This window comes from Allopseudospirillum japonicum (assembly GCF_900108915.1).
GTDB classification, from domain to species: Bacteria; Pseudomonadota; Gammaproteobacteria; order Pseudomonadales; family Halomonadaceae; genus Pseudospirillum; species Pseudospirillum japonicum.
Genome location: NZ_FNYH01000001.1, coordinates 400,624 through 419,203 on the forward strand (window position 1 = coordinate 400,624; position 18,580 = coordinate 419,203).

The 18,580-nt window shown below is 46.5% G+C and carries 15 protein-coding genes, 1 tRNA gene and 1 other RNA gene; 5 read left to right on the forward strand and 12 right to left on the reverse strand.

Annotation, left to right across the window (positions count from 1 at the left end):
• Nucleotides 1-42: 42 nt before the first annotated feature.
• The 6 genes from odhB to sdhC form a co-directional block, all read right to left on the reverse strand.
• The gene (gene odhB, locus BMX05_RS01845) at nt 43-1,236 is read right to left on the reverse strand and encodes a 2-oxoglutarate dehydrogenase complex dihydrolipoyllysine-residue succinyltransferase (RefSeq protein ID WP_093308240.1); all 1,194 of its coding nucleotides are present in this window, start codon (nt 1,234-1,236) and stop codon (nt 43-45) included.
• Nucleotides 1,237-1,344: 108 nt separating this feature from the next.
• Nucleotides 1,345-4,191 carry a 2-oxoglutarate dehydrogenase E1 component gene (locus BMX05_RS01850; RefSeq protein ID WP_093308241.1) on the reverse strand — a complete coding sequence of 949 codons (2,847 nt, stop codon included), beginning with the start codon at nt 4,189-4,191 and terminating at the stop codon, nt 1,345-1,347.
• Nucleotides 4,192-4,569: 378 nt separating this feature from the next.
• On the reverse strand, nt 4,570-5,274 hold the full coding sequence (locus BMX05_RS01855; RefSeq protein WP_093308242.1) for a succinate dehydrogenase iron-sulfur subunit: 705 nt from the start codon (nt 5,272-5,274) through the stop codon (nt 4,570-4,572).
• A gap of 33 nt (nt 5,275-5,307) precedes the next feature.
• Entirely contained in the window at nt 5,308-7,080 is a 1,773-nt protein-coding gene (gene sdhA, locus BMX05_RS01860) for a succinate dehydrogenase flavoprotein subunit (RefSeq protein WP_093308243.1), read from the reverse strand.
• 3 nt (nt 7,081-7,083) lie between these two features.
• On the reverse strand, nt 7,084-7,431 hold the full coding sequence (gene sdhD / locus BMX05_RS01865) for a succinate dehydrogenase, hydrophobic membrane anchor protein (RefSeq protein WP_093308244.1): 348 nt from the start codon (nt 7,429-7,431) through the stop codon (nt 7,084-7,086).
• A complete protein-coding gene (gene sdhC / locus BMX05_RS01870) occupies nt 7,425-7,802 on the reverse strand; it encodes a succinate dehydrogenase, cytochrome b556 subunit (RefSeq protein ID WP_093308245.1) in 378 nt (125 codons plus the stop codon). Before sdhC ends, sdhD begins: the two co-directional genes overlap by 7 nt.
• Nucleotides 7,803-8,197: 395 nt before the next feature.
• Between sdhC and gltA the strand changes: the two genes are divergently transcribed.
• Together gltA and BMX05_RS01880 are read left to right on the forward strand one after the other, a co-directional pair.
• On the forward strand, nt 8,198-9,484 hold the full coding sequence (gltA, locus tag BMX05_RS01875) for a citrate synthase (RefSeq protein WP_093308246.1): 1,287 nt from the start codon (nt 8,198-8,200) through the stop codon (nt 9,482-9,484).
• A gap of 99 nt (nt 9,485-9,583) precedes the next feature.
• A complete protein-coding gene (locus tag BMX05_RS01880) occupies nt 9,584-10,483 on the forward strand; it encodes an NAD(P)-dependent oxidoreductase (RefSeq protein ID WP_093308247.1) in 900 nt (299 codons plus the stop codon).
• Here BMX05_RS01880 and rnd read toward each other — a convergent pair.
• The 6 genes from rnd to BMX05_RS01910 form a co-directional block, all read right to left on the reverse strand.
• Nucleotides 10,480-11,655: a ribonuclease D gene (rnd, locus tag BMX05_RS01885; protein WP_093308248.1), complete on the reverse strand. Its 1,176-nt coding sequence runs from the start codon at nt 11,653-11,655 to the stop codon at nt 10,480-10,482. The genes BMX05_RS01880 and rnd overlap by 4 nt on opposite strands.
• Nucleotides 11,652-12,266 carry a recombination mediator RecR gene (gene recR / locus BMX05_RS01890; protein ID WP_093308249.1) on the reverse strand — a complete coding sequence of 205 codons (615 nt, stop codon included), beginning with the start codon at nt 12,264-12,266 and terminating at the stop codon, nt 11,652-11,654. Before recR ends, rnd begins: the two co-directional genes overlap by 4 nt.
• A 57-nt stretch (nt 12,267-12,323) precedes the next feature.
• Nucleotides 12,324-12,653 carry a YbaB/EbfC family nucleoid-associated protein gene (locus BMX05_RS01895; protein WP_093308250.1) on the reverse strand — a complete coding sequence of 110 codons (330 nt, stop codon included), beginning with the start codon at nt 12,651-12,653 and terminating at the stop codon, nt 12,324-12,326.
• A 29-nt stretch (nt 12,654-12,682) separates the two neighbouring features.
• Nucleotides 12,683-14,374, reverse strand: a complete 1,692-nt coding sequence (gene dnaX / locus BMX05_RS01900; RefSeq protein WP_093308251.1) for a DNA polymerase III subunit gamma/tau — start codon at nt 14,372-14,374, stop codon at nt 12,683-12,685.
• Nucleotides 14,375-14,495: 121 nt separating this feature from the next.
• Nucleotides 14,496-14,592, reverse strand: an RNA gene (gene ffs, locus BMX05_RS01905) — signal recognition particle sRNA small type.
• A 145-nt stretch (nt 14,593-14,737) separates the two neighbouring features.
• Nucleotides 14,738-14,814 (reverse strand) — tRNA-Met (locus tag BMX05_RS01910).
• Between the two features lie 163 nt (nt 14,815-14,977).
• Between BMX05_RS01910 and motA the strand changes: the two genes are divergently transcribed.
• The 3 genes from motA to pgi are packed head-to-tail and all read left to right on the forward strand — an operon-like array spanning nt 14,978 to nt 18,564.
• Nucleotides 14,978-15,829 carry a flagellar motor stator protein MotA gene (gene motA / locus BMX05_RS01915; RefSeq protein ID WP_093308361.1) on the forward strand — a complete coding sequence of 284 codons (852 nt, stop codon included), beginning with the start codon at nt 14,978-14,980 and terminating at the stop codon, nt 15,827-15,829.
• A gap of 19 nt (nt 15,830-15,848) precedes the next feature.
• Nucleotides 15,849-16,925 carry a flagellar motor protein MotB gene (gene motB / locus BMX05_RS01920; RefSeq protein WP_093308252.1) on the forward strand — a complete coding sequence of 359 codons (1,077 nt, stop codon included), beginning with the start codon at nt 15,849-15,851 and terminating at the stop codon, nt 16,923-16,925.
• Between the two features lie 7 nt (nt 16,926-16,932).
• Nucleotides 16,933-18,564 carry a glucose-6-phosphate isomerase gene (gene pgi / locus BMX05_RS01925; RefSeq protein ID WP_093308253.1) on the forward strand — a complete coding sequence of 544 codons (1,632 nt, stop codon included), beginning with the start codon at nt 16,933-16,935 and terminating at the stop codon, nt 18,562-18,564.
• Nucleotides 18,565-18,580 lie beyond the last annotated feature (16 nt).

Consider the following 18,580-nt stretch of genomic DNA (forward strand, 5'->3'; position numbering starts at 1 on the left):
TAACCCTAATGAGTTTCGCAGGTGACAGACTCCCTCTATGACTTATACGTCAAGGACGATACGTGCAGGATCTTCAAGCAGCTCTTTGATCGTCACAAGGAACTGTACAGCATCTTTACCATCGATCATGCGGTGATCATAAGATAGCGCCAAATACATCATCGGACGGATTTCTACTTGGCCATTGATCGCCATAGGACGCTCTTGGATCTTGTGCATCCCTAAAATAGCGGTTTGTGGTGGGTTCAAAATTGGTGTGGACATCAAGGACCCAAACACACCACCGTTGGTAATGGTGAAGGTACCACCTTGCATATCTTCAATGCCTAGCTTACCTTCGCGACCACGCTTACCAAAATCAGCAATTGTCGATTCGATTTGTGCAAGGTTCATGCTGTCCGTATCACGCAGGACAGGCACAACTAGGCCACGTTCAGTCGAGACAGCAACACCGATGTCTTGGTAACCATGGTATACAATATCCGTACCATCGATAGAAGCGTTCACATCTGGGAAACGCTTGAGCGCTTCAGTTGCTGCCTTCACGAAGAAAGACATAAAGCCAAGACGCGCACCGTGACGTTTTTCAAACACATCTTTGTACTGCTTGCGCAGTTCCATGACCGGCTTCATGTCAACTTCATTATAAGTTGTTAACATAGCTGCCGTTTGTTGTGCTTGCACCAAGCGCTTGGCTATCGTTTGACGTAAACGGCTCATAGGAACGCGTTTTTCTACACGCTCACCAGCTGCTACTTCCACCTGAGCAACAGGTGCTGCTTTCGGTGCTGCTTTTGGTGCGGTTGTGCCGGCTTTCATCACGTCTTCTTTAGTGATCAAACCGCCTTTACCCGTGCCTTGTACTTGGTTTAGGTCTACACCTTTTTCTGCAGCTAATTTGCGTGCAGCAGGCGCAACTTTTTTATCACCCACCATTTCTACTTCTTCAGCAGCGGGTGCAGCGGCCGTTACTTCTTGGGCAGGTGCTGCAGCAACAGCACCTTCTTCAATCACGGCAAGCAGTTGCTCAGATTCGACTGTATCGCCTTCTTGTACTTTGACGTCTTTTAAAACACCTGCAACCGTTGAAGGGACTTCTAAAACGACTTTATCTGTTTCAATTTCTACAACGATTTCATCACGCTCTACAGCATCACCAGGTTGCTTATGCCAAACGGCAACAGTACCTTCTGCGACAGACTCTGGGAAGGTTGGGGCTTTAATTTCGATAGCCATGTTTAGTCCTTACAGCGTTATTCTTTTGAGTAAGTTCGGAACCTACTTGAGGTCAATCAAGTAGGCTGTCCCACTAAGGTTCGTTGGCCTAGCATTCAAGCTAAGCGGCTATGCCTGAGCTGCAACGCCTAAAGCTTCATCAACTAAACGCGCTTGCTGTTCTGCGTGTACAGACGCATAACCACAAGCAGGTGCTGCTGAAGCAGGGCGACCTGCAAACTCCAAGTTTCGCTCTAACTCAGGATTCAAGCCTTTTAACACATGACGCATATGGTGCTGGCTTGAGTACCAAGCCCCTTGGTTTTGTGGCTCTTCTTGGCACCATACAACAGATTTTAACTGAGTACAGTCTTGCAAAGTAGCCGCTAAATCATCCTCAGGGAAAGGATAGAGCTGCTCGATACGTACAATCGCAAGATTATCTAAACCTAGCTCGTCACGTTTGGCTACTAGATCATAGTAGACCTTACCTGAACAGAGCACGAGACGCTCAACCTTGGCGGCTTCTACTTGTGTATCTGGGATCACAGTTTGGAAGCTACCCTGTGATAACTCTTCCAAAGTAGAAATTGCTTTAGGATGACGCAGCAAGCTCTTAGGCGACATCACAATTAAAGGTTTACGCAAAGGACGTATCACCTGACGACGCAATAAATGGAAGATTTGTGCAGGCGTCGTTGGTACACACACTTGCATATTATGCTCGGCACAAAGTTGCAGGTAACGCTCTAAACGCGCTGAAGAGTGTTCTGGACCCTGACCTTCAAAACCGTGTGGTAACAACATCGTCAAACCACACAAACGACCCCATTTGGTTTCGCCTGAAGAGATAAACTGATCAACAACGACCTGTGCACCATTAGCAAAATCACCAAACTGAGCTTCCCAAATCACTAGCGCACTAGGATCAGTGGTTGCATAGCCGTATTCAAATGCCAGCACGGCTTCTTCCGAAAGGAAAGAATCATGAATGGTCATGCGTGGTTGATCTGCACTCAAGTTTTGCAAAGGCACATAAGTAGAACCATCTTTGTAATTATGCGCCACGGCATGACGATGCGAGAAGGTACCACGCCCTACATCCTGACCTGTAATCCGGATTGGATGTTTTTCATCCAATAAGGTGGCATAGGCAAGCGTTTCTGCAAAACCCCAGTTCATGGGCATAGCACCGGCCAACATCTTTTTACGATCTTCATAGATCTTGGCAACTTGACGCTGCAACTGGAAGCCTTCAGGGAATTCACACAGCTTTTGTGCCAGCTCCTGCAAACGCTTTAAGGAGACACCTGTTTCACCTTTCGCCGTCCATTCGTGCCCTAAATAAGGTGTCCAATCAACAAACAAGGCTTTATTTGGCTCTTTAACCAAAGAGTTGGCTACATGTTGACCATTGACTAAAGCTTCGCGGTAATCTTCGACTAACTGTTTGTCATCTTCTGCACTAATGATTTGGGATTCAACCAAATATTTAGCATACAAAGCACGCGTACTTGGGTGTTTACTAATTTTCTGGTACATCAGAGGCTGAGTACCTGAAGGTTCATCTGCTTCGTTGTGACCACGGCGGCGGTAACATACCAGATCAATCACTACGTCTTTTTTAAATTGCTGACGGTAATCAACAGCGACTTGCGTGACATGCAAAACGGCTTCGGGATCATCACCATTCACGTGGAAAATAGGTGCTTGCACCATTTTAGCCACTTCAGTGCAGTATTCCGCAGAACGTGTATCTTCACGCTTAGATGTGGTAAAGCCCACTTGGTTATTAATCACAATATGGATGGTGCCACCGGTTTTGTAGGCCCGGGTTTGTGACATTTGGAAAGTTTCCATCACCACACCCTGACCTGCGAACGCCGAATCCCCGTGAATAGAGATAGGCAAAACACTTTCACCTTTCTCATCATTACGACGATCCTGACGCGCACGTACAGAACCTTCTACTACAGGAGAGACAATCTCTAGATGCGACGGGTTGAAAGCCATCGCAAGGTGTACTTCTCCTCCAGATGTCATCACATTGGAGCTAAAGCCTTGGTGGTATTTAACATCACCTGAGCCATCGGCAAACATTTTTTTACCATCGAACTCGTCGAATAGCTCAGCAGGGCTTTTACCCAAAATGTTTACGAGCGTATTTAAACGTCCTCGGTGCGCCATCCCGATGACAACTTCTTTTACCCCATATGAGCCTGAACGCTGGATGATTTCATCCATCATAGGAATATAGGATTCACCACCTTCTAAACCAAAACGTTTGGTTCCAGGATAGCGACTTGCTAGATAATTCTCTAAGCCTTCTGCAGCCGTTAAACGCTCTAATAAATGCTTGCGTTTATCTTCGCTGTATTCAGGTTTAGAACGTACAGATTCAAAACGCTGTTGCAACCAACGTTTTTCTTCTGTATCAACAATATGCATAAACTCAGCACCAACAGTGCTGCAGTAAGTTTTTTCAAGGGCGCTAAGAATTTCGCCTAAAGTGGCACGCTCTTTCCCAATAAACAAAGAGCCGGTTTGGAATTCAGTATCCAAATCGGCACTTGAGAGCTGGTGATAGGCTAAGTCCAAATCAGGTATTGATTCACGTTGCATTAAGCCTAACGGGTCCAAGGCAGCTTTTTGGTGACCACGGAAACGGTAAGCATTAATTAACTGAAGGACACGCACTTGCTTTTTATCTTGCTCTGAGGTGACACCGGCAACGGCTCCTCCCAAAGGGCGACGTGTTTTAGCAAGTAATTCAAAATGGTCTCGGATGGGGGCCAGTGGTGTATCTTGAGCAGGCGCACCTTCAGGGCGGGGCAAAGTATTAAAATAATCGCGCCATGCTTCAGGAACAGCATTGGGGTCAGTTAAGTATTGTTCGTATAGTTCTTCAACATAATGGGCGTTCCCCCCATAAACATGGGAAGTACTCCACATTAACTCCATTGTGCCTTCTTGCATTCTTATTCACCCTGCATGAAGGGGAGCTGATCCGCTTGTGACTGATAGGTCGTTATTTAAGCACAAAAAATACTCCTAAGAGTATTGTAAAGCACCTAAGTAAGCTCATGGCATAGACGCTGTTAGGTTTCTTGTTAGCAGGTAACACCAGAACCCACATTGACCTTTAATCACTGCAGATAGACGGGTACGCCCCGTATTCCCCTGACTAATAACTCAAATTCGAATGAAGCCGGGCAAAGGCACCGGCTTCACTCATGCTACAATTATACACTTATTCAAATAAAAAAGTGCCTTCTACAAAGGTCGTTGTTTTATCGAAAAGCGCTACTTGTTACCTAGCAACTGACAGATCCTAACCTAGAATCATGACAAGGCCTAGGTTGCATTGTGCAATAGCATATCACGAATATGCCCGATCGCGCGGGTTGGGTTCAAGCCTTTAGGACACGCATTCACACAGTTCATGATACCACGGCAGCGGAAAACGCTAAATGGATCATCAAGTTGTGCAAGACGCTCACGCGTTGCAGTATCACGGCTATCTGCCAAGAAGCGATAAGCTTGCAAAAGACCAGAAGGACCAACAAACTTGTCTGGATTCCACCAGAAAGACGGACAAGACGTTGAACAACAAGCACACAAGATACACTCGTACAAGCCATCAAGCTTATCACGCTCTTCAGGCGATTGCAGGCGTTCAATTGCAGGTGCGGGTGTATCGTTGAGCAAGTAAGGCTGAATACGCTCATACTGCTTGTAGAAGAGCGACATATCAACCACTAAATCACGAATCACAGGCAAGCCTGGCAAAGGGCGTACAATGAGTTTGCCATCTTCAACTACTTCAGACAAAGCAGTCACACAGGCCAAACCATTTTTGCCATTCATGTTCATACCATCCGAGCCGCAAACACCTTCACGGCAAGAACGACGATACGCAAAAGCATTATCTTGTTCTTTAATCAGATGAAGTACATCCAGCACCATCAGGTCGCGACCTTTGGTGTCAACTTGGAACTCTTGCATGTAAGGTGCAGAGTCGGTTTCTGGATTGTAGCGATATACGTTAACCTGAAGCATCTTTACTTCTCCCTTAAACAGGTACGGTACAGGTTAGTAAGTACGTACTTTCGGCTCGAATGTAGGTACAGTCTTAGGCGAGAAATTAACGTCACGCTGACCTACACGCTTATCAGTCGGGAAGTACAGGGAGTGTTTGAGCCAGTTTTCATCGTCACGATCTGGATAATCATAACGGCTATGTGCGCCACGGCTTTCTTTACGCTCATTGGCTGCAATGGCAGTTGCTTCAGCAACTTCTAGCAGGTTATCCAACTCTAGCGCTTCGATACGTGCTGTGTTAAACGCTTGGCTCTTATCGTGCAGTTGCGCGTTACCAATACGCTCACGCAGTTCTTCCAGTTTTTGGATGCCTTCCACCATGTATTTACCATCACGGAATACACCGAAATAGTTTTGCATGGTTTCTTGTAGTTCTGCGCGTAACTCAGGTACAGACTCACCTGTGCTGGATTCGTTCCAACGGTTCAAGCGTGCCATAGCTGCATCAACGTCATCTTGGCTAGCTTCTTGATACTCGATGCCTTCAGACAAAGCCTTCTCAATGTAAAGACCTGCTGCACGACCAAAGACGACTAAATCTAACAAGGAGTTACCGCCCAGACGGTTAGCACCGTGTACAGATACGCAAGCAACTTCACCTACAGCATACAGACCATTAACAATCTTATCTTGGCCCTTGTCATCTTGTGTAATCGCCTGACCATGAATATTCGTGGCCACACCACCCATCATATAGTGACAAGTTGGTACTACAGGTACAGGTGCTTTGACCGGATCAGCATGTGCGAAAGTTTTTGACAGTTCGCAAATCCCAGGCAGACGCTTATGCAGTACTTCTTCACCTAGATGATCTAGCTTCAAGTACACATGATCACCTTTCTCGCCACAACCACGGCCTTCAAGGATCTCCATCACCATAGAGCGCGCCACTACATCACGACCTGCAAGGTCTTTTGCGTTTGGTGCATAGCGCTCCATAAAGCGTTCGCCATCTTTATTGACCAGATAGCCACCCTCACCACGACAGCCTTCGGTCACCAACACGCCCGCGCCTGCGATACCCGTTGGGTGGAACTGCCACATTTCGATATCTTGTACAGGAATCCCTGCACGCAACGCCATACCAATACCATCACCTGTGTTGATCAAGGCGTTGGTTGTAGAAGCATAGATACGTCCCGCACCACCTGTAGCTAGCACAGTCGCTAAAGATTTCACGTAAACAGTTTCACCTGTTTCGATACAAATCGCGATCACACCAACTACGTCGCCAGTTTGGTTTTTTACCAAATCAGCGGCATACCACTCATTGAGGAAGGTGGTGTTATTTTTCAGGTTATTTTGATACAGGGTATGCAATAAAGCATGACCTGTACGGTCAGCAGCAGCACAAGTACGCGCGGCTTGACCACCTTTACCAAAGTCTTTCGATTGACCACCGAAAGGACGCTGATAAATACGGCCATTGTCAAAGCGCGAGAAAGGTAAGCCCATGTGCTCAAGCTCAAATACTGCTTTAGGGCCCTCAGAACACATATACTCGATGGCGTCTTGATCACCGATATAGTCCGATCCTTTGACGGTATCGTACATATGCCAGCGCCAATCATCATTTGGGTCAGCACTTGCGATCGCACAAGTGATCCCACCTTGAGCTGACACTGTATGCGAACGCGTTGGAAAGACCTTAGTGATTACCGCGGTACGCTTACCAGATTGTGCGAGCTGAAGCGCAGCACGCATACCAGCACCGCCACCACCAATGATGACTGCATCAAAACTCAGGGTACGAAGGTTGGCCATCGGTTATGCTCCCCACAATACTTGAACGCCCCACACCAGGTAGGCAAACATGGCTAAAATAACGACAACTTGGAAGCCAAGGCGAATACCTGTCGGCTTGATGTAGTCGGTAGACACAGTCCAAAGACCAATCCAAGCGTGTGCAGCAAGAGAAATCAACGCTAACAGGCTAAAAATACGCATGCCTGTTCCTTGGAATAATCCACTCCAAGTTGCATAGTCTAAATGCGAGGTCGTCAGGAAAAATCCGACCATATACAGGGTGTACAGGGCTAAAACGACGGCGCTTGCACGTTGCATCAACCAGTCGGACAAGCCACTACGACCAAAGTTTGTAATGTTAGTTACCATACCCATACTCCCGCCAAGACGACTAGGATTGCTGAGATTGCTAAAGTTAGTTGCGCACCGCGCATACCACCTTCAAGCGTCACACCAATATCCAAGTCCATAATTAAGTGCTTAACACCAGCTACAAGATGGTAAGCAAGTGCAGATAACATGCCCCAAAGTACTAGCTTGGCAAAAAAGCTCTCTTGCAGTGTGCCTTTAACTGCCTCGAAACCTTCCTGGGAGGAGAGTGATACATCCAGCGCCCAAAACATGAAGATTAGACCGAGGAACAAAATTACACCCGTGATGCGGTGTAAGATAGAGGCAACCGCTGGGAGAGGGAGCTTGATCGTTTGCAGATCGAGGTTTACAGGTCTTTTGCTATTCACGGCTCTTACACACTCTCTTGGCCTGCCTATTGCGAAAATAGGTCAAGCGGTGGTTACAGGAAGCGCAGTACAAAACCACTTAGATAAAAGATCTTAAGCTGGATCTGAGACTGCCACTCCCGCCTTATTCCATGCGGCTCCGGATTATAGGGATTTGGACGTATGATTACAATAAAACCTAGGCCCCATACATGTACCCTATTTTCGCCTTAGCCGCGTGCGAATCGGCTTGTATAAGAAATCAAACCTTCTTCAGCTTGCTAATTTTAACAAGGCTTCGTCTAATTACTGTACACTTTTTGGATAATTGACAATCGCGCTTATCCTTCTATATTTGGTCGGTCCGTAAATTTGGGCATGGCAAGTATGAACTCATTAATAAGAAGGAGGCCAGAATGGCTGACAAGAAAGCGCTGCTAACGGTACCCGGACTTGATCAGCAGGTCGAGCTCCCGATCTACTCTGGAACCACAGGTCCTGACGTTATCGACGTGCGCGGATTAATGGCACATGGGTTATTCACTTATGACCCAGGTTTTGTGTCCACTGCATCTTGTGATTCCAAAATCACTTATATCGATGGGGGTAAAGGTGTCCTTTTGCACCGGGGCTACCCTATCGAGCAGCTCGCTGAAAATTCAGATTATCTTGAGTTGTGTTATTTGCTACTCAACGGTGAGTTACCTGACGCGGCAGAAAGTGAACGCTTTGAAAGCACAATTCGCCGTCATACCATGGTACATGAGCAACTAACTCAGTTTTACAAAGGCTTCCGCCGCGATGCACACCCTATGGCAATTTTGTGCGGCGTAGTTGGTGCTTTGTCTGCGTTTTACCATGATTCTTTAGATATCAATGATCCACACGACCGTGAAGTCTCTGCGTATCGTTTAATTGCTAAAATGCCAACTATGGCAGCAATGAGCTATAAATACTCAGTTGGTCAACCCTTTATGTATCCTCGCAATGATATGTCTTATGCAGAAAACTTCCTGTATATGATGTTTGCTACCCCTTGCGAAGACTACAAACCTAATCCTGTCTTGGCAAAAGCTATGGACCGCATTTTTATGTTGCATGCGGATCACGAGCAAAATGCCTCGACCTCAACCGTACGTCTTGCTGGTTCCACGGGCGCTAACCCCTTCGCTTGTATCGCCGCAGGTATTGCTGCACTTTGGGGACCTTCCCACGGTGGTGCAAACGAAGCCGTATTGAATATGCTCGATGAAATCGGTGATGATTCCGAGGAAAACATCCAACGCTTTATTCAACGTGCTAAAGACAAGGATGATCCTTTCAAACTCATGGGCTTTGGCCACCGCGTTTATCGTAACTTTGATCCACGCGCTAAAGTAATGAAAAAAACTTGTGACGAAGTATTAAAAGAACTTAATCGTTCTGACGATCCTCAGTTACATATTGCTAAACGTTTGGAAGAAATTGCACTTGAAGATGAATACTTCATTGAGCGCAAATTGTATCCAAATGTTGACTTCTACTCAGGTATTATCCTCAAAGCTATTGGGATTCCAACCAATATGTTCACCGTGATTTTCGCGATGAGTCGTACCATTGGCTGGATCTCTCACTGGAATGAAATGATTAGTGGTGAGTATAAAATTGGCCGTCCACGTCAATTATATCAAGGCCATGAAACGCGTGATTACCCTAAAAAATAAGGGTTTAATCCTGACTGATTAGCCATCTTAAGGGAGCCCTACGGGGCTTCCTTTTTTTTCGATTATCACCGAATTTTAAATCTTTTAGGAGCATTTAATATGCAAAATAAAACCGCTAAAATTGCCTTTATTGGCCTAGGCGTGATGGGGTACCCCATGGCAGGTCACCTTGCTCGAGCTGGGTATGGTGTATGCGTGTACAATCGTACCACTAGCAAAGCTGCTGCCTGGGTTGAAGAATACCAAGGCACTTATGCCAACACCCCAGCCGAAGCGGCACAAGACGCAGATTTAGTTTTTATCTGCGTAGGCAATGATGAAGATGTGCGCCAAGTCACTTTAGGCACGGAAGGTGTACTGAGCACCCTAGGTGCTGGTGGCGTTTTGATTGATCATTCCACTGTATCTGCCCAACTTGCACAAGAGTTAGCTGTGGCATGCAGTGAACAAGGTTTAGATTTTATTGATGCCCCTGTTTCTGGTGGTCAGCAAGGGGCACAAAATGGCGTATTAACCATTATGTGTGGTGCAGAAACTAGTGCCTTTGAACGCGTACAAAGTGTGATGCAAACTTATGCACGCGCTGTCACCTTGATGGGACCGGCAGGCAGTGGCCAACTCACCAAAATGGTTAATCAAATTTGCATTGCCGGCCTAGTCCAAGGGCTTGCCGAAGGCTTGCACTTCGCACAACATGCCGGTTTAGATGCACATAAAGTGATGCAAGTCATCTCTCAAGGTGCCGCGGGCTCTTGGCAAATGCAAAACCGTCACGCCACCATGATTGCCAGCGAATACGAACACGGTTTTGCCGTGGATTGGATGCGTAAAGACTTAAATATTTGCTTACAAGCCGCACGTCAATTAGATATTGCTCTTCCTGTCACTGCGCTTGTCGATCAGTTTTATGCCGAAGTACAAAATATTGGCGGTGGACGCTGGGATACTTCCAGCTTATTAAAACGTTTACAACACTTGCAAACACCCCAAAAATCTTAACTTTCTTGCACAGGCGGCGGCCGTATTCCCTCTTGTTGTAACGCGTGTTCTAATGCAGGAAGCAAATGCTGACGCCGCCAACCAGTCCAACTGATAGGTAAGGTGTAAGCCTGTTGACGCAAACTCGCATGTAAATAGTCCATTAAATGGCGTTTGCGTACGAGTATTTCCGTTGGCAAATCTAGCCGGTGCGCTAAAGCTTTGAGTGCCTTTTTGAGTGCTTGTAATTGGCTTTTATAATGCGCACTGGTCGGTATAGGAAGATCCAAAGGCCATACTTCAGCAGGTGCTTGACGCGCTTGCGCAACCAGTTCAAGCCAAGTTTCTGCGTATCGTCGTAAAGGTACCGCTTGGGTATTCTCTAATCGGGTCAGCGCACTTCTTTGCTGTGGTAGGTGTGCAGCCACTTCCCACAAGAAAGCATCTGAGCCCAAACGGTTACGCGGTAAATTGACTTCACGCGCATGCTGTTCCCGCCATGCACACAGCAGGCTTAAGGCATATAGGTGAACCCCTTGTAGCTTCCATGCTTGTTTTACTTTTAAATAAGCTTCTTGCGGGCTGGTGCCTTCTTGTGCTTCTTGTACTAAGTGCTGACAGTCTTGTAAACACCATGCTAGATAACCACGCGCTTCTAGCCGTTGACGCAAATATTCCCATACTTGATGCAAATACAGCACATCTTGCGCAGCATAATCACACTGAGAAGCCGTTAAAGGGCGCTGACGCCAATCTGAGCGCGTTTCTCCCTTATCAAGATGAATATCCAAAATTTGACTGACCAGACGTTGATAACCAATCCCTTGACCCAAGCCAGCAAAAGCCGCTGCAATTTGTGTATCCAGTAAACCTTGCGGCCACACGCCCAACCATTGATAAAACACTTCTAAGTCTTCAGAACATGAATGGATCAGTTTTAACTGGTTTTTATCGCGCATCAAAGTACGCAGAGGATCAAGTTGCTTTAGCACTAACGGATCTAATAGATAGATTTGCCCCCTTGCATCTGCCATCTGGATTAAACCAGGTTGCGGATAAAAAGTATCGACACGAACAAACTCTGTATCTAAAGCCGTGGTAGACGTTGATATTTGGGTACACAAGTGCGCAAGCTGCGTATCTTGAGCCACCCAAGCGATGGGCGTTGCTGATATTTTAGGAAATAAACTCATGTATCTGTATACACTTGGCGACCGCTAAAAGCTCGTACGAGCGTACCACCATCGAGGTATTCTAGTTCCCCGCCTAAAGGTACCCCATGAGCTAAGCGTGTAATTTTTAAAGGCGGGCGCTTTAAATTGCGCGCCCGCAAGGCGATGTACTGAGCTGTAGTGTCCCCTTCTAATGTGGGATTAGTGGCTAAAATCAGCTCTTGGATCGATGCTTGTTGCAAGCGTTGCAGCAAAAAGGCTAACCCTAGATCATCAGGACCTATACCTTCCAAAGGCGATAAGCGCCCTAAAAGCACAAAATAATACCCCTGATAACCTTGTGTTTGCTCTAAGGCCCATAAATCCGCAGGCGTTTCCACTACACACAAAAGGCTGGCATCACGGCGAGGATCTGCACATATGGGACAAAGCGGGGTCTCACTGAGTGTGCGGCATTGTTGGCAATGATCAACTTTATCTAAAGCTTGCTGCAAGGAATCGATAAGATGTTGCGCCCCTTGGGGATCACGTTCTAGCAAATGTAATGCCATACGTTGTGCGCTTTTCGGCCCTACCCCTGGTAAACAACGCAAGGCTTGCATTAATTGGTCAATTAGAGGAGAAAAACGCATATTTTCTATTAACCTTAGGCAGGCTAGTGACCTAACCTGCTGATGTCAAAGTAAGTTTTAGAAAGGCATTTTAAAACCGGGAGGCAAACCCATCCCGTTGGTCAGCTCTTCCATACGTTCTTTGCTTTGGGTCTCTACTTTACGTACGGCATCATTCACCGCAGCGGCCAGTAGATCTTCCAGCATTTCCTTATCTTCTTCCAATAAGCTAGGATCAATTTCTACTTTACGTACATCATGACGGCCTGTCATCACCACTTTGACCATACCAGCGCCAGATTCGCCAGTGACTTCTGCCAAAGCAATTTCTTCTTGCATTTTCTGCATTTTTTCTTGCATTTGCTGGGCTTGCTTCATCAAGTTGCCCATACCACCTTTACCAAACATAGGCGATGACTCCTTAAAATTGAGATGAATTATAAAGGCTTATATTCTAACCTTTGTGGATCCAATTGGGCACTAAAAGCCTCTTGTAAAGCGTGAATCTGCGGGTCTTCTTGTAAATTCACCAAAAGTTCTTGTCGCAAAGTCTGCGCTTGCTGATACGCATAGGCGGCAGGCGTGAGCCAGTTTTGCGGCGGCGATTCCGTAAGCCATACACATTCAATCAATGCATATTTTTGCTGTAACCAATGCGCAATCACTTGCTTGCGTTCTTCTGAGACTAACTGAATCAAATGGGCTGGAACATAAAGATTCGCCACACCTTCTGCTTGCCGATGGATAATTAACTCTGCAGCCAAATTACGTACCAGACCATCAAAAGGCGCTTGCGCAAACTCTTGGCACCATTGTTGATTAAAAGCTTCCCCCATATGAGTCACTTTGGTACCGGCTGGAGATATTGCCTCGGCTGACTTCTTGGGTGCTGGCATATCTGCAATCACAACTTGAGTTTCCGGTATGATTGCTGCCGCTCCTACAGGGGGTTCAAGGTTTTTTTTTACCTCTATCTTCTGTACAGGTACATCATTGGCAATGTTCTCTTGCGCTTCTAGCGCTTGCTCTGGTGGATACGGAATTCCTTGAGGACGAAATGCCAGCATACGCAGCAAAGTCATTTCTAAGCCTGATTGAGGATCAGGTGCCAATGCCAGATCAGGACGACTTTGGATCGCTATTTGATAAAATAAATGCACATCTTCTGCTGGCAAATGCAAGGCCATTTCACGTACTTGCTGTGCATCTCCATAATCTTCCGCAAGGCTTTGGGGCGCGGCTTGTGCTAAAGCAATACGATGTAGCAAAGCACTTAATGCCTGCAATACTTGATCATAATCGGGTGCATATTGTGCAATTTCTTCCACAACAGCTAACAAGCTAGCAGCATCTTGCGCCACTAAAGCTTGCAATAGTTGCCATAAGTGCTGGTGATCTAAAGTCCCTAGCAGGCTGCGTACTTGCTTTGCTTCTAATTGGCCTTGCGTAAAAGCTATCGCTTGATCTGTCAGACTTAAGGCATCACGCATAGAGCCTTGCGCTGCTTGCGCTAAGGCCCATAAGGCAGCGTCTTCATAAGCAAGCCCTTCCTGCGCCAAAATACGCGAAAGATGCGTCACAATCGCAGCAGGCGTCATATTGCGTAGGCTAAATTGCAGACAACGTGACAAAATCGTCACCGGTAATTTTTGTGGATCTGTGGTTGCCAACAAGAATTTAACGTGCGGCGGCGGCTCTTCTAAGGTTTTCAACAAAGCATTAAAGCTATGCGTCGATAGCATATGTACTTCGTCAATCAAGTACACCTTATAACGGCCGCGTGTTGGCGCATATTGCACGTTATCAAGCAACTCGCGCGTATCTTCAACTTTTGTACGTGACGCAGCATCTACTTCAATTAAGTCTACAAAACGGCCAGAATCAATCTCTTGACAACTAGTACACAGACCGCAAGGTACGGAACTGACGCCCTGCTCGCAATTGAGACACTTAGCTAAAATACGCGCAATACTGGTTTTGCCTACCCCGCGTGTGCCAGTGAACAAGTACGCATGATGTAAACGCCCAGAATCTAGCGCATTCACTAAGGCCTGACGCACAGCATCTTGGCCGATAAGCTCATGGAATGTACGGGGCCGCCATTTGCGTGCGAGTACTTGATAAGTCATAGATTGCGGCTCTCCTAAGATTAAATATGCCACAGCCATGTTAACAAAAGCCGAAATTTAAGCCTAGAAAAGACAAATAGGTGGGATAGATTACACATGCTGAATGCCGAAATGGCGATGGCCCCGCCAGCCACACCTCGGCACATGAGTCACCTGCTGTGGCTGCTTCCTTCCGGACCTGACCAGGTTCACAGGGTATCATTGCGAGGGGACCGACGGGGCCACCATTAAAGTTAGCTTGACCCGAGGATCTCACTAACTACAACAAACCAAGATAAGTTTGTTGGCTCTCGAACACCTAGAACTTTTGATTCTAGGGTAAAAAAAGCAAAAGCCTTGATACAAGGCTTTTACCGGATATTCTGGTGGCTATGGCGGGATTTGAACCTGCGACCCCATCATTATGAGTGATGTGCTCTAACCAACTGAGCTACATAGCCTGAATGTGGGGTGCATTATACGTATCTTGTTTACAGTGTCAAGCGTCTGCTTGAAGATGTGTCATCAATGCTGCAAGATACTTTATTGCACCCTAGAAATACCTGTATAGTCTTACCAGTTTTGCAAGGAAGACTCCCTGTTATTCGTCATAAAGGTACTGGCATGCTACTTCTTATAGGTGCGCTCGTCGTATTAGGCAGTGTGGCTGGGGGCTATGTGCTCTCACATGGTAACTTGATTATGCTTTGGCAGCCTTATGAAATCATCATTATTGGCGGTGCGGCCTTTGGTGGTTTTCTTACGGCCAATCCTAAACATGTCATTATAGAAACCTTTAAAAAAGTGCCAGGCCTGCTTGCAGGTTCCCACTTTAATAAGGCACTGTTTATGGATTTGCTGGCGATGATGTATGACCTTTTCAATAAAGCCCGTAAGGAAGGCATTATTGCAATTGAAGCCGACATTGAAGAACCACAAGAAAGCCCCATTTTTAGTGCTTATCCAGCAGTCGTTAAGCACGAAACCTTAGTCGAATTTATTTGTGATTACATGCGCTTAATTAGTTCAGGTAATATGCAACCGCATGAACTAGAAGCTTTGATGGATGCCGAAATTGAAACCCGCCTCCACGAATTAGAAGAGCCCGCCCATGCGGTAGGCAGTGTTGCAGATGCACTGCCAGGTTTTGGTATCGTAGCGGCCGTGTTAGGCATCACCATTACCATGCAGGATATTGCCGCACCTCCTGAGGTGCTTGGCCACCATATTGCAGCCGCTTTAGTGGGTACCTTCCTTGGTATTTTGGCCTCTTACGGTTTTGTCGGGCCTTTGTCACACGCGATGAAGCACGAGGCTTTTGAAGAAGCCAAAGCCTTTGAGTGCATTAAGGCGTGTTTATTAGCCAATATGAATGGCGTACCGCCTCAGTTATCCGTTGAATTTGGACGTAAAATGCTGTTATCCAATGTGCGTCCTAGCTTTGTTGAGCTAGAAGAGCATGTTCGTTCGCGTTAAGGCTAGCTAGAGAGTTCACATGGAAGGCAAGCAAAATATTATCATCAAGCGCGTTAAGAAAGTTTCTGGGGGCCATCACGGTGGCTCTTGGAAAATTGCTATGGCTGACTTCGCTATTGCTATGATGGCGTTTTTCTTGCTGATGTGGTTGCTTGCCAACACCACAGAGGCACAAAAAATAGAGTTAGAACAATTCTTTTCTGACCCTATGGGTTATATGGACAAGGTCGGGCGTTTAAGTGCTGTGGACCTTGGTGGTAGCCCAACGATTTTAAATAATTTTAATCCGTCTGATGCAAGTGAACAGATTGAAGCAGCCCAGACATTACAAACCGCTGATACCGAGCCTTTAGGCAGTGCACCTGAACGTGAAACCTTAGAAGAACTAAAAGCGAGTTTGCTCTCTACAGTAGAAAGCAATGAAGTGCTTAATAAATTCAAAGATCAACTCATTATTGATATTGCCCCAGATGGTTTACATATCCAGATTGTCGATAACCAGCAGCGCCCTATGTTTGATGCTGGCTCAGACCGTCTAAAGTATTATTTCGCAGAAATTTTATTGCAGCTCACACCAACTTTAAGCCGAGTCAATAATAAGCTCAGTATTCACGGGCATACAGATTCCACGCCTTACGCAGATAGAGATTACTTTAGCAACTGGGAACTTTCTGCAAATCGTGCAAATGCGGCGCGTCGTATGCTGATGGAAGGTGGTTTACCCGATGGGCGTGTCGCACAAGTCGTTGGCTTATCTGATTCAGCTTTATTTCTGCGTGACGACCCACAAAATCCGATTAACCGACGCATTGAGATTGTGATTTTAAATCGTCAAGCAGAACAGGCTTTGGAAGCACAAACTGGAGATAGGTTAAGCGAAGAAGCACGCCAACGTCTTGAAGAGGCACGCAGACAACAAATTGAGCGTCAACGCCTCGGCTTGGAGAGCCAACCAGGGACTGGGTTACAAAACCGGCCTTTACCCCCGCCTGCAGCAGAAAGTGTTGAGGGTACGCAAAATCCAGATGCACGTTTACAGGATATTTTGCGTAACCAAGACAACCAAAGATACCAGCCACCTGCTGAGGTTGATTAGCATAGCTATGAGTAAGTTGCTAACAGAACGCACAAGCTGGCAAGCATTGCAACAACATGCCAGCCAATTAAAACGGGTTTCTCTGCGTGAACTGAACCAAGACCCACGGCGTTTTCAAGATTTTAGCCGCCAAGCCAACGGCTTCTTGTTAGATCTTAGTAAACAACATCTCACTCAAGACACCCTGCAGCTTTTATACCAACTAGCGCAAGAATGCCAACTCGACGCCAAAATTGCTGCTAAATTTTCTGGCGCTCGGGTCAATGCAACCGAAGAGCGCCCCGCGCTCCATAGTGCTTTGCGCTTACCTGCCCATGCACGTTTACAGTTAGATGGGCAGGAGATAGTGACACCTATTCATGCCAGCCTTGATAAAATGGCTGCTTTGGTTGCTAAGCTTCATGCGCGCCAATGGCGTGGTGTCAGCGGCTATCCTATTACAGATATTGTCAACTTAGGGGTCGGTGGTTCTGAATTAGGCCCACTGATGGCGACACATGCCTTGCATGAATGGCGTCCGCAAGCGGCACAGCACCTTAATATTCATTTTGCATCAACGATGGATGGTTCTCAGTTAGCGACAGCATTGAGCAAACTCAACCCAAAAACGACCTTGTTTATTATTTCGTCCAAATCTTTTACCACTTTGGATACCTTATCGAATGCCAACACAGCGTTGCACTGGTTAGAAGGTTCTTTGGGTGCACATCCTAGCTTAAAACGTCAGCACTTTATCGGCGTTTCCGCACATCCAGAGCGTATGCAAGCTTGGGGTATCGCGAAAGAACACCAGTTAACTTTGTGGGATTGGGTCGGTGGCCGCTATTCTTTATGGTCTTGCATCGGTTTGCCGATTGCTTTAAGCCTTGGCATGGCACATTTTAAAGCCTTGCTGGCTGGCGCTCACCAACTAGATCTCGCCTTTCAGCAAGCACCTTGGCAGGATAATTTGGCAGTTTTAATGGCGCTTGTTGGGATTTGGAATATTAATTTTCTTGGCATACATACCCTAGCTATTTTGCCTTATGACGGACGTTTAGCACACTTCCCAGATTATCTTGCTCAACTAGAAATGGAATCCAACGGTAAATCTGTCAATACGCAAGGGCAAACGCTTGATTATGCGACCTGTCCTATCCTTTGGGGAGGAGTTGGCCCCAATGCACAACATGCTTTTTATCAGCTATTGCACCAAGGAACTCAAAGAGTCGCTTGTGATTTTATTGCTACGGCTCAGCGTTATCAAAATATTCCCGAGACACAAGCACGCCTCCATCTCCAAAATCAACATCAAATGACTTTGGCCAATTGCTTTGCCCAATCACGCTTACTGATGCTCGGCGATGCAGCAGCACCAGAACCCCGCCCTGAAGCCTACCGACGCTATCGAGGCGAGCAACCCTCAACCACTTTAATGTTTGAATCCCTTACCCCTTTCCAGTTAGGGGCTTTAATCGCTTTGTATGAACACAAGGTCTTTGTACAAGCCTGCATCTGGGGTATCAATCCTTTTGATCAATGGGGCGTTGAGTTAGGCAAGCATATTGCACATAGTACCCAAGCAGCCTTAATTGCAAAAGAAGCCGAGACTTTTGATCCCTCTACTCAAGGGTTGCTTGCCTATTGTCATGCCCTATAAAACTTGCCGAGACTCT